The organism is Halomonas chromatireducens, assembly GCF_001545155.1.
Classification (GTDB): Bacteria; Pseudomonadota; Gammaproteobacteria; order Pseudomonadales; family Halomonadaceae; genus Halomonas; species Halomonas chromatireducens.
On sequence record NZ_CP014226.1, the window covers coordinates 882,533 to 897,435 of the forward strand.

Consider the following 14,903-nt stretch of genomic DNA (forward strand, 5'->3'; position numbering starts at 1 on the left):
TTCAGCCTTTGTGTCAGCCGGTGTCGTATCATCACTTCACTTTAGCCATCCTAAACGCTCAGGTCCGTTGAGGCTCTCGACGATGCGGCGATAACTGGCAAAGCGTTCCGGGTGTACTTCGCCGCGCTCCACGGCTTCGAGCAGGGCGCACCCCGGCTCCTGTCGGTGGCGACAGTCGCGAAAGCGACAGCGCCCCAGCAGGTCGCGAAACTCGATGAAGCCTTCGGCGACCTGCTGTTCGTCCAGGTGGACCAGCCCGAATTCACGAATGCCGGGAGAGTCGATCAGCTCGGCCTTTTCGGCGGTGGGCAGATCATAGAGACGTGCTGTGGTGGTGGTGTGGGTGCCCTTGCGTGAATCCTTCGACAGCGCCCCGATGCGGAGTTCCTCTTCCGGCAGCAGACGGTCGATGAGCGACGACTTGCCCACGCCGCTCTGTCCGACGAAGACCGAGGTCCGTTCGGCGAGGCAGGCATGCAGCGCCTCCAGGCCATCTTCCCGGGCCGTGGTAGATGTCACCACGGCATAGCCCAGGGTCTCGTAGCGGTGGAGCAGTGCCGTCAGTTCGCCACCATCCTCCGGCAGGAGGTCGATCTTGTTGAGCACCAGTACCGGCGCGATACCGGTTGCCTCGGCGGCCACCAGGTAGCGGTCGATCAGGTTGGGGTGGGGTGCGGGCTCCACGGCAAAGACGATAAGGATCTGGTCGATGTTGGCGGCCACGGGCTTGAGCTGACCTCGGGCATCGGGCCGCTCCAGCACGTTCTGTCGCTCGGAGCGGGCTACCACGACGCCGTCCACGACATTGCCGCTGCTGTCCTGGGCGGCGCGCCAGACGACCCTGTCGCCGGTGACCAGGCCTTCAAGGTTGGCGCGCAGATGGCAGCGTACCGGGCCGCCGCCATCATCGCCGCGAACGTCCAGAGTGCGCCCGAAATGGGCGATGACGCGGCCGGGCTGCTCGGGGCCGTATTCGCCGGCAGCGAGCTTCCGGGAATCCTGGGCATCGCGCTGTTCGGAGCGGCGAGCGCGTTCGGCCTGGACCTTCTCGATACGCCAGCGTTGCTGGCGGCTCAACTTGCGTTTGCTCATGGGCACCCGAAGATAGCTACAATGATGGCATTGTAACCAGCGTGGCCCGGCGTGTCCTGCTGTGCCCGCTTTTTGGAGCTGCCCATGAATGATTCCACTGAACCGCGCCAGGATCTGCTGGTGTGGATCGATCTCGAAATGACCGGGCTTGATCCGGAGCGCGAGCGCATCATCGAGGTGGCCACTCTGATCACCGATGGTGACTTGAACCTGATCGCCGAAGGCCCTGTGCTTGCCGTCCATCAGTCCGAGGCCCTGCTGGCAGCGATGGACGACTGGAATCAGAAGACCCACGGCGAGTCTGGGCTGGTGGCAAGAGTGAACGAAAGCACGATTGATACCGCCGAGGCCCAGCGACAGACCCTGGATTTTCTCAAGGCCCATGTTGCCCCGGGTTCGTCGCCGATGTGCGGTAACAGCGTGCATCAGGACCGGCGCTTCCTGGAGCGGGAGATGCCGGAGCTGCTGGACTTCTTCCACTACCGCAACCTGGATGTCTCGACGCTCAAGGAGCTTGCCAAGCGCTGGAACCCTAGAGCCCTGGCTGGCTTTCAGAAGCGCAATACGCATCAGGCGCTGGATGATATTCGTGAGTCGGTGGCCGAGCTGGCGCACTATCGCAATACGTTTCTACGGCTGGCGGGAAGTGAAAGTGAAAGGGATGCGGAGGAGTCATAAGTCCGGTTTCGTCACGGCGCAAGCAAGCATGGATGCTACGACGTACTCTAGATCTGTCTTGAAATTAACTGCCGGCGCTTCTCTATCTGGCGCATCAGCGCCCAGCGCACATGCTCGCGGACCAGGTCGGAAGGGTAGGCGAGACGGGCGCGCAGGGCAGCCTCCACCGTTTCGCTCCAGGGTGCGTTACCCAGGCCCACCGCCAGGTTGCGCAACCAGCGCTCGTAGCCGATGCGCCGGATCGGACTGCCGGCGGTCTTCTCCAGGAACTCCTCCTCCCCCCAGGCGAACAGCGATACCAGGCTGGCCCTGTCCAGGTCGTGGCGTGGGGCGAAGTCCGCCTCCTGGGTCGCGTGGGTGAAGCGGGTGAAGGGGCAGACCAGTTGGCAGTCATCGCAGCCAAACACCCGGTTGCCCATGGCCTCGCGGTAGCGCTCGGGGATGGCGCCGAAAAGCTCGATGGTGAGATAGGAGATGCAGGCCCTGGCGTCTACCACACGGTCTTCGACGATGGCTCCGGTGGGGCAGGCGGTACGGCAGGCACTACAGCTGCCGCAGTGTTCGCTCTCGAAGGGGGGATCCACCGGCAGCGGCAGGTCGACGTAAAGCTCGCCGAGAAAGAACAGCGAGCCAGCCCTGGGGTTGAGCAGCATGGCATTCTTGCCCACCCAGCCGAGGCCCGCCTTGCGCGCCAGGGCTCGTTCCATCACCGGGGCCGAATCGACGAAGGCGCGGTAGCCATAGGGTCCCGCCTTCTCCTCGATCCATTTTGCCAGAGTGGCCAGGCGCTTGCGCATCAGCTTGTGATAGTCGCGGCCCACGGCATAGCGCGAAACGTAGGCGGTATCCGGCTGGCCCAGCACCTTGGCGCTCTCCACGTCAGCGGGCAGGTAGTCGAGCCGGACGCTGACGACACGAATGGTGCCTGGGATGAGCTCCTCCGGGCGAGTGCGCTTGGTGCCATGCTTGGCCATGAAGCCCATTTCGCCATGATGGCCGGCATCCAGCCAGCGCTGCAGGTAGCGCTCGTCGTCAGCCAGGTCGACATCCGTGATGCCTACCTGCTGAAAGCCCAGTTCCCGGCCCCAGGTCTTGATGGTGTCGGCCAGGGCGGCGAGGGCGCTGTCGTCCAGGGTAGCCGGAAGCGTCATGATCGAGAAAAAACCGGGTAAATGCGTGCTGGGGGGATTGGCGAAGGCGCCATTGCGCATACACTCCCATGATAAAGCATCCTTTGCAGGGGAGACACCGGATGTCCGCGAGCCATAGCGACATGACACGCTCGGCCACGCTGAGGCCGCTGTACCGGGCCGCCCAGGTCCAGGAACTCGACCGTCGCACCATTGCGGCGGGCATCGAGGGTTTCGCGCTGATGCAGCGGGCGGCGACGGCAGCCTGGCAGAGCCTCAAGTCCCGCTGGCCGGGAGTGAGACGAATCACGGTGCTGTGTGGCGGCGGCAACAACGGCGGCGACGGCCACGTGCTTGCGGCCCTTGCCGGTGTGGCGGGGCTCGACGTCCAGCGCATCGTCCTCAAGGCGCCCGAGAGCCTGAAGGGCGACGCGGCACGGGCTGCCGAAATGGCCACGGCTGCAGGGGTCGGCATAGTGCCATGGCAGCCGGGCCTGGACTTCACCGGCGAGGTGGTGGTCGATGCCTTGCTGGGGACCGGCCTTGGCGGTGAGGTGCGCGGTGACTTCCTCGATGCCATCGAGGCCATCAACGCCTGCGGCCTGCCGGTGCTGGCCATCGATATCCCGTCAGGCCTGGCGGCGGATACCGGGGCCGTGCTTGGGGTGTCGGTGCGGGCCACTCGCACGGTCACCTTTATCGGCGACAAGATCGGCCTGCATACCGGGCGTGCTCCCGATCTGGCTGGCGAAGTGCATTTTCGGGCGCTGGGCGTTGATGCCGGGGCCCACCGGGATCTAGGGCCGGCAGCCTGGCTGCTTAACGGCGACTTGCTTCCGGCCCTGTTGCCGCCACGGGCGCGAGATGCCCATAAGGGGGCCATGGGTCATGTGCTGGTGGTGGGAGGCGCACCCGGCTTCGGCGGTGCGGCACTGCTGGCCAGCGAGGCCGCCGCCCGGCTGGGCGCCGGGAAGATCAGCTTGGTCACGGCGCCTGAGCATGTCACGGCTTCTCTGACATACTGCCCGGAGGTCATGGTCCATGGACTGCGCGGGGCGGCCGACCTCGGTGAGCTTCCTGCCCGTGCCGATATCGTGGTGGTGGGGCCGGGGCTTGGGCAGGGCGCCTGGGGACAGGGCATGCTCCAGTCATCGCTGATGTCAGGATTGCCTCTGGTGGTGGATGCCGACGGCCTCAATCTGCTTGCCGGCCGCTGGGCCGAAGAGCGGCGAGACGACTGGATACTGACACCGCATCCCGGCGAGGCCGCTCGCCTGCTGGGCATCAGTGCCGACGAGGTGGAGGCGGACCGACCGGCGGCAGCGGCCGAATTGCAGCGTCGGCGCGGCGGGGTGATCATACTCAAGGGTGCCGGCACTCTGGTAGCAGGGCCGATGGGGGTGGCAGTCTGCCCCTATGGCAACCCTGGCATGGCTTCAGGGGGAATGGGGGACGTTCTCTCGGGGATCCTGGGCGCGTTGCTGGCCCAGGGAGTGCCGCTGGAGAGTGCCGCAAGGCTGGGCGTGGTCGTGCATGCCATGGCTGCCGATCTGGCGGCTAGAGAAGGCGGAGAGCGTGGTCTGCTTGCTGCCGATCTGGCATCCTATGCCCGACGTCTGATCAATCCAGAGGCCAATTTTGGTATCTATCCCCAGGCAGGTAGCGATGATGCGCGTGCGACTCGATAACGAAGACTGCCAGGTCGCCTTAGGCAGGCGCCTGGGGCGTGCTCTGGGCGGCCACGGTCGTGTCTATCTGGAGGGTGAGCTGGGGGCGGGCAAGACCACGCTCACCCGCGGTGTCCTGCGCGCCCATGGGCACGAAGGGGCCGTGAAGAGCCCGACCTACACCCTGGTGGAGCCTTACGAAATCGGTGGCAAGCGTCTCTACCATTTCGATCTCTATCGGCTGGGGGACCCGGAGGAGCTGGAGTTCATCGGTGGCCGCGACTTGTTCGCCGACGACGCCCTGTGCATTGTCGAGTGGCCAAGCCGGGGAGCGGGGTGGTTGCCGGAGCCGGACTTGTGTATCACCCTGAGCCTGAGCGACCCGGGCCGTACCGCCAGCCTGGAAGCCTTCTCCGACCTGGGGCGCTCCGTCCTGATGACGTTGTCGCAGGAGATGGGCGAGGACGATGAAATTATCGAGCAGGAACGCGAAAAACAGTGATGAAGACCCGATCCCTGCCTTCCTTATTTCGCTCGAGAGAGCCAATTGCCACAGTGCTATTACGGCACTGCGCGCTATTTGCCGTGCTGTTTTCGCTGCTGCTGCTCGCCCCGCTGGCGCAGTCGGCACAGGTCGACAATGTGCGACTCTGGGCCGCTCCCGATCATGCCCGCCTGGTCTTCGACCTGTCTGGCCATGCCGAGGCCGATATCTTCCTGCTCGACGACCCTCGGCGGCTGGTGATCGACCTCGATGACAGCGGCCTCAACACCGAGCTTTCCTCATTGAACCTGGACGGCAGTGCCATTACTGCCGTACGCAGCGGGGTGCGGGACGGCAACGGCCTTCGGGTGGTGCTGGAGCTCTCCCGGGCGGTCGAGCCGCGTCACTTCACGCTGCCGCCCAATGACCAGTATGGCCATCGCCTGGTGGTGGACATGGAATACCCGGGCGAAAGCGCCGTGGAAAATCCGATCGATCCCATCGAGGCGATGATCCGAGAGCAGGAAATCGCCGCCAACCGGCACAGAAGCGGCTCCGCCGAGGCAGATGCGCCGCGCATAGATCCCGAAGTGGTGGCGCAACAGCCGGCGGCACCGCACCCACGCCGGGATATCATCATCGCCATTGACCCCGGGCACGGAGGGGAAGACCCGGGTGCCATCGGGCCTGGCGGCACCCGCGAGAAGGATGTGGTCATGGAGATCAGCCGTCGTCTGCAGCGACTGGTGGATGGTGCAGAGGGCTTCCGTGCCGTGATGATCCGTGATGGAGACTATTATATTGGCCTGCGCCAGCGCACCCGTATCGCGCGCGAGCAGAAGGCCGACTTCTTCGTCTCCATTCATGCCGATGCGTTCAACAGCCCCCGGCCGAGCGGCAGCTCGGTGTATGCCCTCTCCCAGCGGGGTGCCACTTCTGAAACCGCCCAGTGGCTGGCGGCAAGCGAGAACCAGGCCGACCTGATCGGTGGCGTGGATGGCAACCTGTCGTTGAACGACAAGGACGAGGTGCTGCGGGGCGTGCTGCTCGATCTCACCATGACCGCGACGCTCAACGATTCGCTGGCCATCGGTGGCCAGGTGCTGGATCAGTTGGGGCGGGTCAACCGGTTGCACCGTTCGCGGGTGGAGCAGGCGGGCTTCATGGTGCTGAAGTCTCCGGATATCCCTTCCCTGCTGATCGAGACGGGGTTCATTTCCAACCCCGACGAGGAGCGACGCCTGCGCGATGCGGGGCACCAGCAGAAGTTGGCCGAGTCGATCTTCGCGGGCCTGGCCGAACACTTTCGACGTAACCCGCCGCCCGCCAGCTTGCTTGCCTGGCAGCGGGACAACCAGCGTACTCCCTCAGGTAACGAGTATCGCATTCAGCCGGGGGATACCCTGTCCCAGATTGCGGCACGCCATGGCGTACCGGTAGGGCAGCTGAAACAGGCCAACGAGCTCAACGGAGACGTGATTCGTGTTGGACAGGTGTTGAGGATCCCGCGCTCATGACAACCACCGACGAAATGGCTGACGAAACGCTCGAGGTGCGTCGCATACGGGTGCTCGACCCGCGGCTGGCCAACCAGATCGCCGCTGGCGAGGTGGTCGAGCGTCCCGCATCGGTGGTCAAGGAGCTGGTCGAGAATGCCATTGACGCCGGCAGTCGGCGGATCGAGGTGGAACTCGAGGCGGGCGGCACCCGGCTGATTCGGGTACGCGACGATGGCTGCGGTATCGGCGAGGAGGACCTGCCTCTGGCCCTGTCGCGTCATGCTACCAGCAAGATCGCCTCACTGGATGATCTCGAGGGTGTGGCCAGCCTGGGCTTTCGTGGCGAGGCGCTGGCCTCGATCAGCTCGGTGTCGCGCCTTGAGCTGGTGGCCAACGTCGACGACGACCCCCGCAGCGGCTGGCGTGTGGTCGCCGAGGGCCGCCAGATGGAGCCGCGGGTCACGCCGGCACCGCACCCCCGCGGGACCTCCCTGACGGTTCGCGACCTCTTCTTCAATACGCCGGCGCGACGCAAGTTCCTGCGTACCGAGAAGACCGAGTACGGCCACGTGGAGGAGGCATTTCGTCGCCTGGCGCTGTCGCGTTTCGATATTGCCTGGGTTCTTCGGCACAACCAGAAGACCGTGCATCAGCTGCCTGCCAGCCCGGATGCGGCGGCTCGCGAGCGGCGTATCAGTGCATTGCTCGGCAAGGGCTTTCTCGATAATGCCCTGCATCTGGATCTCGAAGCCGGCAACCTCAGGCTATGGGGATGGGTCGGCTTGCCTACCCACTCCCGGGCCCAGGCCGATCAGCAGTATTTCTTCGTCAACGGCCGTGTGGTGCGCGACCGCCTGGTGGCCCACGCCATACGCCAGGCCTATCGGGATGTGCTGTTTCATGGCCGCCATCCGGTGTTTGTGCTCTACCTCGAGGTCGACCCCACGGTGGTGGACGTCAATGTCCATCCCACCAAGCATGAGGTGCGTTTCCGCGACGGCCGCATGGTGCATGATTTTCTCTTCTCGAGCCTGCATCGGGCCCTGGCCGAGGCGCGCCCCGGCGAGCAGGGTGATCGAGCCGCCGACGTGGCCGAGGGCATGTCGGCGAGCGACGAGGCGAGCCCGGCCGGGCACGAGGTCCGCGAAAGCGGCGGGCGCTGGCAACAGCAGCCCCTGGCGCTGCACGCTCAGACCGGCGGCGACGGCGATAGGGTGACGCCGGATCGCGTGCGGGCCTTCATGAATGGCTATCGGGCGCTGCATCCGGAACATGAGGAGAGCCTGCTCACCCCCCAGCCGGCGGCGCCAGACGCCGGTGGTGGCGCGGCCCTTGCCGAGCGCCAGCCCGCGGTTGCGGGCACCGAGACCCTGCCGGCGCGGCCATCGCTACCCGAGGAGGATGCTACCCGCGCGCCGCCGCTGGGCTACGCCATTGCCCAGCTGCATGGTGTCTATATCCTCTCCGAGACCGAGCGCGGCCTGATGATCGTGGACATGCATGCCGCCCATGAGCGCATCGTCTACGAGCGCATGAAGCATCAGGTGCATGGTGAGGCCGGGGATGATGGTGGACTGCAGGCCCAGCCGCTGCTGGTGCCGGTGTCGCTGGCGGCCAGCGCCGCGGAAGTCTCCACCGCGGAGGCCGAGCGCGACGCCTTCTCCCGCCTGGGCGTGGAGCTCGATGTGGCCGGCCCCGAGACCTTGCTGGTACGCCAGGTACCGGCGCTGCTGATGGATGCCGATGTCGAGCCGTTGATTCGCGACATGCTGAGCGACCTGGAGCGCTACGGCCGGTCCGATCGCCTGGAGGCACACGTCAACGAGCTGCTGGCCACCATGGCCTGCCATGGCAGCGTGCGAGCCAACCGGCGGCTGACGATCGCGGAAATGAACGCTCTGCTGCGTGACATGGAGCGTACCGAGCGCAGCGGCCAGTGCAATCACGGCCGTCCCACCTGGACCGAGATGAGCATGAAGGACCTCGACCGGCTCTTTATGAGAGGACAGTAGCTCCTTGTCACTGCCAGATACCCGCCCCCCCGCCATCCTTCTGATGGGTCCCACCGCCGCCGGCAAGACCGACCTGGCCATGGCGCTGCATGAGCGCCTCGAGTGTGACCTGGTCAGCATGGATTCGGCCATGGTCTACCGCGGCATGGATATCGGCAGCGCCAAGCCCTCGCCCCAGGAGCTAGCCCGGGCGCCACACCGATTGATCGACATTCGCGATCCGGCCGAGCCCTATTCGGCGGCGGATTTTCGCGATGACGCACTTCGCGAGATGCGACAAATTACCGCAGCGGGCCGGGTGCCGCTGCTGGTGGGCGGCACCATGATGTACGCCAAGCGCCTGCTCGAAGGCGTGGCCAACCTCCCGCCGGCCGACCCGGCAATACGCGCCGAGCTATTGCGTGAGGTCGAGCGGGATGGGCTCGCCGCCCTGCATGAAGCGCTGTCGCGCATCGATCCGGAATCTGCCAGCCGCATACACCCCAATGATCCGCAGCGTCTCATGCGTGCCCTGGAGGTTTACCGGGCCACGAATAAGACCCTCACTGATCTTTGGCGGGAGCAACGTCCTGAAACCTTCCCCTGGAAGGTGTTGTCGATAGGAGTCACGCCATTCGAACGTCATATCCTGCACGAGCGTATTGCCCAACGCTTCGATGGCATGCTGGAGGACGGCTTGGTCGAGGAAGTGGCAACGCTGCGTGCCCGTGACGACCTGCATGCCGACCTGCCCTCCATGAAGAGCGTGGGCTATCGTCAGGTATGGGACTATCTCGATGGTAAGCTCGATGGCGAGGGTGATATCGAGCTGCTGCGCCAGCGCACCGTTATTGCGACGCGGCAACTGGCAAAGCGCCAATTGACCTGGCTGCGAGGTTGGCCGGGTCTACACTGGGTCGATACCCAAGGTAACGACGCGTTGAGTGAAATCCTGAAATTCGTGCGCGAATTCGGCTCTTAGCGTAAGATGTTGGCTTCGAGTGGCCGGGTGACCAGGCCAAGCCGGCATGGTGTCATGCCGCTATAGGCAGACAACCCAAGAACACAACTTCCACCCCTCATGAGAACGTTTTAGGGAGAGGTAGCATGTCCAAAGGGCAATCCCTTCAAGACCCGTACCTGAATATCCTGCGCAAGGAGCGCATTCCGGTGTCGATTTTCCTGGTCAACGGCATCAAGCTGCAGGGACAGATCGAGTCATTCGATCAGTTCGTCATACTGCTGCGCAATACCGTCAGCCAGATGGTCTACAAACATGCCATTTCCACGGTGGTGCCATCGCGTAATGTACGCCTGCCGCCGCAGGACCCTGCGGCTCAGCCGGAAAGCAACGTGTGAGGTTATTGATTGTTTTTTGAACGTCCCGATGCCGGCGAAACGGCAGTACTGGTTCATGTGGACTTTCAGGATGAGCGTGAGCGCGAGGATCCAGGTGAATTCCTGGAGCTCGTGCGCTCGGCGGGTGCCGAGCCTGCCACCCTGTTGAGTGGTAGCCGGCAACGGCCCGATTCGCGTACCTTCATCGGCAGCGGTAAGGTCGAGGAGCTGCGCGAGACGCTGAGCGTTCACGGCGCGGAACTGGTGATCTTCAACCATGCCCTGAGCCCTTCCCAGGAACGCAATCTCGAGCAAGTGCTCAAGTGTCGCGTTCTCGATCGCACGGGGCTCATCCTCGATATCTTCGCCCAGCGGGCACGTACGCATGAGGGCAAGCTGCAGGTCGAGCTGGCGCAACTGGAGTACATGTCGACCCGACTGGTGCGCGGCTGGACTCACCTGGAGCGACAGAAGGGCGGCATTGGCCTGCGTGGGCCCGGCGAGACCCAGTTGGAGACTGACCGGCGTCTGCTGAGGGCGCGCATCAAGGCAATACACAAGCGCCTCGACAAGGTGCGTACTCAGCGTGCCCAGAATCGACGTGCCCGGGCTCGGGCCGAGATACCCAGCGTTTCGCTGGTCGGTTACACCAACGCCGGCAAGTCGACGCTATTCAATGCGTTGACCGAATCGAAGGTCTATACGGCAGACCAGCTGTTCGCTACCCTCGATCCGACGTTGAGGCGCCTGGAAATCGGCGATGTGGGCCCCGTGGTGCTAGCCGATACCGTCGGCTTTATCCGCCACCTGCCACACAAGTTGGTAGAGGCGTTTCAGGCCACGCTCCAGGAGGCATCCGAGGCAACCTTGCTGGTACACGTCATTGATGCCGCAGACCCTGATCGCGAACGCAATATCAGCGAGGTCGAGGGTGTCCTGAATGAAATCGGTGCCCTGGATGTGCCGATGCTCAAGGTAATGAACAAGATCGATCTGCTCGACAGCGCTCCGCGAATCGAGCGTGACGGCCAGGGCCGCCCGGAGGTGGTCTGGGTTTCAGCGCAGGAGGGCCGGGGGCTCGACTTGTTGGAGGAGGCGCTTTCGGAGTGCCTCGCCGATGACGTGATTGACTTTTCACTGACACTTTCTCCGGAACAGGGGCGGCTGCGGGCGGGCCTGCATGAGCTTGGCGCAGTCAGAGAAGAGCATTTCGAGGAACCGGATGGCAGAGTGGGACTCAAAGTGCGACTTCCCCGGCGCGACTTCCTGCAGCTGATGTCTCGGCTGGATGAGCGGGCCGAGGATTACCTTCCTCCTGAACTGTGTGAACGCCCGGTATGGGAGGCCAGATAGCCTCGGGCTCTCTGGCCAGATGACCGGCTTCCCCATAAACAGAATAGCCAGGCGCCGTTGGCGCCGACGACAGGATGGCAACCGACTCCCCCACTACCCAGAAGACGGTGGCGGGGAGGCAACGCAGAGTGGAGACGACGTATGGCTTGGAATGAGCCTGGTGGTGGTGGCAACCAGCATGACCCCTGGAGCGGAGGGGGCCGGCGCGGCGGTGGTAATGGCGGCGGGGGCGGAAACCGTGGCGGTAACCAGGGGCCACCCGACCTTGATGAAGCCCTGAAGAAGTTTCAGGACAAGCTCAATGGCATGCTGGGTGGTCGCGGTGGCAAAGGTGGCGGTGGCAAGGGCGGCAAGGGGGGCAGCGGCAAGCCGCGCAATACTCTGGCGTTGCCCGGCCTGCTGCTCGTCATTGCCCTGGCGATTTGGGGGGCCTCGGGCTTCTATCTGGTCGACCAGGCAGAGCGCGGTGTCGTACTGCGCTTCGGCAAGTTCCAGGACGTGGTCACGCCCGGCCTGCACTGGAATCCGCCCCTGATCGATGATGTGCGCATGGTCAACGTGACCCGGGTTCGCTCGCTGACGCAATCACAGGCGATGCTGACCCGCGACGAGAATATCGTCGAGGTCGAGATATCGGCCCAGTATCAGGTCAACAATCCGCGTGACTTCGTGCTCAACGTGCGCAACCCGCAGTTGTCGATCGAGAATGCGCTGGACTCCGCACTGCGTCACGTGGTCGGTGGCACCGATATGATCGAGATCCTCACTTCCGGACGTGAAATTCTCGGCAGCTCCGTCGCCAGCCGCCTGCAGTCGTATCTGGACAGCTATGGCACCGGTATACGCCTGCAGACCATCAACATCGAGTCCACCTCGGCGCCGGCTCCCGTCATTGATGCTTTCGATGACGTCATCAGGGCTCGTGAGGATCGTCAGCGGACCATCAACGAGGGCATGGCTTACGCCAATGCCATCATACCTGCCGCTCAGGGTCAGGCGCAGCGCCTGGTCGAACAGGGTCAGGGTTATCGTGAGTCGGTGGTTGCCGAGGCTCAGGGTCAGGCGAACCGCTTCAATGCACTGCTGGTCCAGTACCGCAATGCACCGGAAATCATGCGTGAGCGTCTCTACCTGGATGCCATCGCCGAGGTCTTCGGCGAGACACCGAAGGTGCTGATCGACGTCAGCGACGAGACACCGCTGATGTATCTGCCCCTCGACCAGCGTCCCGGCGGAACCCGCAGCGGAGATGGCGAAGGTGACAGTGCCCGTGGCGAGAGCGGCGAGCTGGACCCGCGCGTCCTGGAGCGGCTCCGCACCACCTCCTCCGCGCAGGGCGGCGGCAGCAACAGTGGTATCCGCAGGGAGGGCCGCTAAATGATCAATAATCGTTCACTGATTATCGTGGGTACTCTGGCGGCCGCTGCCTGGCTGGCCAGTAACAGTCTCTATGTGGTCGACGAGACCGAACGTGCCGTCAAGCTGCGCTTCGGTGAGGTCATAGAGGAGAACATCCAGCCGGGACTGCACTTCAAGGTCCCGATCACCCAGACCGTACGCAAGTTCGATACCCGGGTGCTGACGCTGGATACCGATACCAGCCGCTACCTGACCCTCGAACAGAAGGCGGTGATCGTCGACTCCTTCGTCAAGTGGCAGGTGGTCAATCCGACCCGCTACTACGAGGCGACTGCCGGTGATGAGCTGATGGCGATCCGCCTGATCCAGCCGCGGGTCGACGAGAGCCTGCGTAACGAGTTTGGCCGGTTGGACCTTCAGCAGATCATCGCCGAGCGTCGCGACGACTTGATGATCCGGCCCACCGAGGATCTCGACTCCCTGATGCGTGAAGAACTGGGGGTCTCGATACTCGACATTCGAGTCAAGCGGATCGACCTTCCGGAAGACGTGTCGGCGGCTGTCTATGACCGTATGCGCTCCGAACGTGAGCGGGAGGCTCGCGAATGGCGAGCCCAGGGCCAGGAAGAGGCCGAGCGTATTCGCGCCAACGCCGATCGCCGACGCCAGGTACTTCTGGCACAGGCCACCGAGCGTGCCGAAACGCTTCGAGGTGAAGGTGATGCCGAAGCGGCAGGCATCTTCTCCGAAGCCTACGGCCAGGACCAGGAGTTCTTCTCCTTCTGGCGCAGCCTGAACGCCTATCGTGATAGCTTCGATGGCGAAAAGGATATGCTGGTGCTGGATCCCTCCAGCGACTTCTTCCGCTATCTCAAGTCGCCGTTCCCAGATCAGGACTGAGTTGGAGGGGCGGGGCAGGCTTTCCGCCCCCTCCATGAGCTTTCATCCTGGCGCCCGGCGGGGTTCAACCCGCCGGCAAACGTGATAGAATCCTCGAACCGGGCGTGGCCCGGTTTTTTTGTGGGCATTCTTTGGCAACGCAAATACTTTTCGCCCCGCTTCCAACTGTCTTGCAGGATTGACAACATGACCATTGCTGACCGCTGGCTGCTGCCCGACGGCATGGACGAAGTGCTGCCGCCTCAGGCGAGCCGCATGGAAGAGCTGCGCCGGGCGCTGCTCGATCTCTATCCCTGCTGGGGTTACGATCAGGTAATGCCACCGCCGGTGGAGTTCCTCGACTCCCTGCTTACCGGTACCGGCACCGACCTCGATCTGCAGACTTTCAAGCTGACCGACCAGTTGACGGGCCGCATGATGGGGGTCAGTGCCGACGTGACGCCCCAGGTGGCTCGAATGGATGCCCATTCGATGCGGCACCAGGGGCCGGCCAGGCTCTGTTACTGCACCAACGTGCTGCGCGCCAAGGCCGACCAGCATCAGGGTGGGCGCAGCCCGGTGCAGGTAGGTGTGGAGCTGTTTGGTCATGCCGGCCTGGAAGCCGACCTGGAAATCCTGCTGCTGGCGTTGACCAGTCTCAGGCTGGCGGGCGCCGAGGAGCTGCACCTGGCCCTGGGACATATCGGGATTTATCGCAGCCTGGTCGAGGCGGCCGAGCTCGATCGCGATCAGGAGCGGGCGCTGTTCGAAGCACTCGAACTGAAGTCTCCCGGGGCACTGTCGGAGCAGGTCGGTGCCAGCGTGTCGGATCCGGCATTGGCGGCAATGCTCATGGCACTTGGCGAGCTGCACGGTGGTCCGGAGGTGCTGGACGAGGCGCTTGATCACTTTACCGGTGCTCCGGTAGCGGTAACCGAGGCGCTGGCTCAGTTGAGAGCGCTGTACCAGGGTGTGCGGGATGCCCACCCTCAGGTCGACCTCTATTTCGATCTTGCCGAGCTACGGGGCTACCGTTATCACACGGGCATGATGTTTACCGCCTTCGTGCCCGGCTATGGCCAGGCGCTGGCCAAGGGCGGACGCTATGACGATACCGGCAGGGCCTTTGGCCGTGCGCGGCCGGCGACCGGTTTTTCCATGGACCTCAAGCTGCTGGCCAGTTTGGTACAGAGCGAGCCGGCTTGCGATGGCATCTGGGCACCGGCGCAAGGCGAGGGTATAGCAGAAGCGATCGCAACACTGCGTGAGCAAGGCAAGCGCGTGGTTCAGGCCTTGCCGGGCCAGGCTACCGCTCCTGAGGCACATCGTTGCAGCCACCAGTTGGTAGATAGCGATGGTCGCTGGCAGATAGTGGCGCTTTAGACTTGACCACACCGGCAATGCGGGCCGGTCACCGAACGCGGCCCGCGGGC

Annotated in this window: 13 protein-coding genes; 11 read left to right on the plus strand and 2 right to left on the minus strand. The window is 64.1% G+C overall.

The window, feature by feature from the left end; translation table 11 throughout:
* Nucleotides 1-36: 36 nt before the first annotated feature.
* Nucleotides 37-1,092, minus strand: coding sequence for a small ribosomal subunit biogenesis GTPase RsgA (gene rsgA, locus LOKO_RS04100; RefSeq protein ID WP_066445425.1), 1,056 nt, complete (start codon nucleotides 1,090-1,092; stop codon nucleotides 37-39).
* 84 nt (nucleotides 1,093-1,176) lie between these two features.
* Between rsgA and orn the strand changes: the two genes are divergently transcribed.
* Nucleotides 1,177-1,770, plus strand: a complete 594-nt coding sequence (gene orn / locus LOKO_RS04105; protein ID WP_066445428.1) for an oligoribonuclease — start codon at nucleotides 1,177-1,179, stop codon at nucleotides 1,768-1,770.
* Between the two features lie 47 nt (nucleotides 1,771-1,817).
* Here the strand turns inward: orn and queG are convergent, their stop codons facing one another.
* Entirely contained in the window at nucleotides 1,818-2,921 is a 1,104-nt protein-coding gene (gene queG / locus LOKO_RS04110; RefSeq protein ID WP_066452211.1) for a tRNA epoxyqueuosine(34) reductase QueG, read from the minus strand.
* A gap of 101 nt (nucleotides 2,922-3,022) precedes the next feature.
* Here queG and LOKO_RS04115 point away from each other — a divergent pair, with 101 nt between their 5' ends.
* The 10 genes from LOKO_RS04115 (at nucleotide 3,023) to LOKO_RS04160 (ending at nucleotide 14,853) form a co-directional block, all read left to right on the plus strand.
* Nucleotides 3,023-4,588: an NAD(P)H-hydrate dehydratase gene (locus LOKO_RS04115; protein ID WP_235588935.1), complete on the plus strand. Its 1,566-nt coding sequence runs from the start codon at nucleotides 3,023-3,025 to the stop codon at nucleotides 4,586-4,588.
* Complete coding sequence (gene tsaE, locus LOKO_RS04120; RefSeq protein ID WP_066445435.1) at nucleotides 4,569-5,069, plus strand: tRNA (adenosine(37)-N6)-threonylcarbamoyltransferase complex ATPase subunit type 1 TsaE; 501 nt, start codon at nucleotides 4,569-4,571, stop codon at nucleotides 5,067-5,069. The genes LOKO_RS04115 and tsaE overlap by 20 nt, the downstream gene beginning before the upstream one ends.
* Entirely contained in the window at nucleotides 5,069-6,568 is a 1,500-nt protein-coding gene (locus tag LOKO_RS04125; RefSeq protein ID WP_083517423.1) for an N-acetylmuramoyl-L-alanine amidase, read from the plus strand. Before tsaE ends, LOKO_RS04125 begins: the two co-directional genes overlap by 1 nt.
* Nucleotides 6,565-8,562 (plus strand): DNA mismatch repair endonuclease MutL, encoded by a 1,998-nt coding sequence (gene mutL / locus LOKO_RS04130; RefSeq protein ID WP_235588936.1) that lies wholly within the window; start codon nucleotides 6,565-6,567, stop codon nucleotides 8,560-8,562. Before LOKO_RS04125 ends, mutL begins: the two co-directional genes overlap by 4 nt.
* Before the next feature lie 10 nt (nucleotides 8,563-8,572).
* Nucleotides 8,573-9,523 (plus strand): tRNA (adenosine(37)-N6)-dimethylallyltransferase MiaA, encoded by a 951-nt coding sequence (gene miaA, locus LOKO_RS04135; RefSeq protein WP_066452215.1) that lies wholly within the window; start codon nucleotides 8,573-8,575, stop codon nucleotides 9,521-9,523.
* A gap of 125 nt (nucleotides 9,524-9,648) precedes the next feature.
* Nucleotides 9,649-9,900 (plus strand): RNA chaperone Hfq, encoded by a 252-nt coding sequence (gene hfq / locus LOKO_RS04140; RefSeq protein WP_066445437.1) that lies wholly within the window; start codon nucleotides 9,649-9,651, stop codon nucleotides 9,898-9,900.
* Nucleotides 9,901-9,909: 9 nt separating this feature from the next.
* Complete coding sequence (gene hflX, locus LOKO_RS04145; RefSeq protein ID WP_066445440.1) at nucleotides 9,910-11,232, plus strand: ribosome rescue GTPase HflX; 1,323 nt, start codon at nucleotides 9,910-9,912, stop codon at nucleotides 11,230-11,232.
* A 141-nt stretch (nucleotides 11,233-11,373) separates the two neighbouring features.
* The gene (hflK, locus tag LOKO_RS04150) at nucleotides 11,374-12,609 is read left to right on the plus strand and encodes an FtsH protease activity modulator HflK (RefSeq protein WP_066445444.1); all 1,236 of its coding nucleotides are present in this window, start codon (nucleotides 11,374-11,376) and stop codon (nucleotides 12,607-12,609) included.
* Nucleotides 12,610-13,491, plus strand: coding sequence for a protease modulator HflC (gene hflC, locus LOKO_RS04155; protein ID WP_066445448.1), 882 nt, complete (start codon nucleotides 12,610-12,612; stop codon nucleotides 13,489-13,491).
* A gap of 186 nt (nucleotides 13,492-13,677) precedes the next feature.
* On the plus strand, nucleotides 13,678-14,853 hold the full coding sequence (locus tag LOKO_RS04160; protein WP_066445451.1) for an ATP phosphoribosyltransferase regulatory subunit: 1,176 nt from the start codon (nucleotides 13,678-13,680) through the stop codon (nucleotides 14,851-14,853).
* The last annotated feature ends 50 nt before the right edge of the window (nucleotides 14,854-14,903 follow it).

Coding starts and splice junctions, on each gene's coding strand:
- hfq (WP_066445437.1), top strand. CDS start 9,649: ATGTCCAAAGGGCAATCCCTTCAAGACCCGTACCTGAATATCCTGCGC.
- LOKO_RS04115 (WP_235588935.1), top strand. CDS start 3,023: ATGTCCGCGAGCCATAGCGACATGACACGCTCGGCCACGCTGAGGCCG.
- LOKO_RS04125 (WP_083517423.1), top strand. CDS start 5,069: ATGAAGACCCGATCCCTGCCTTCCTTATTTCGCTCGAGAGAGCCAATT.
- hflC (WP_066445448.1), top strand. CDS start 12,610: ATGATCAATAATCGTTCACTGATTATCGTGGGTACTCTGGCGGCCGCT.
- LOKO_RS04160 (WP_066445451.1), top strand. CDS start 13,678: ATGACCATTGCTGACCGCTGGCTGCTGCCCGACGGCATGGACGAAGTG.
- orn (WP_066445428.1), top strand. CDS start 1,177: ATGAATGATTCCACTGAACCGCGCCAGGATCTGCTGGTGTGGATCGAT.
- rsgA (WP_066445425.1), bottom strand. CDS start 1,092: ATGAGCAAACGCAAGTTGAGCCGCCAGCAACGCTGGCGTATCGAGAAG.
- queG (WP_066452211.1), bottom strand. CDS start 2,921: ATGACGCTTCCGGCTACCCTGGACGACAGCGCCCTCGCCGCCCTGGCC.
- hflK (WP_066445444.1), top strand. CDS start 11,374: ATGGCTTGGAATGAGCCTGGTGGTGGTGGCAACCAGCATGACCCCTGG.
- mutL (WP_235588936.1), top strand. CDS start 6,565: ATGACAACCACCGACGAAATGGCTGACGAAACGCTCGAGGTGCGTCGC.
- tsaE (WP_066445435.1), top strand. CDS start 4,569: ATGCGCGTGCGACTCGATAACGAAGACTGCCAGGTCGCCTTAGGCAGG.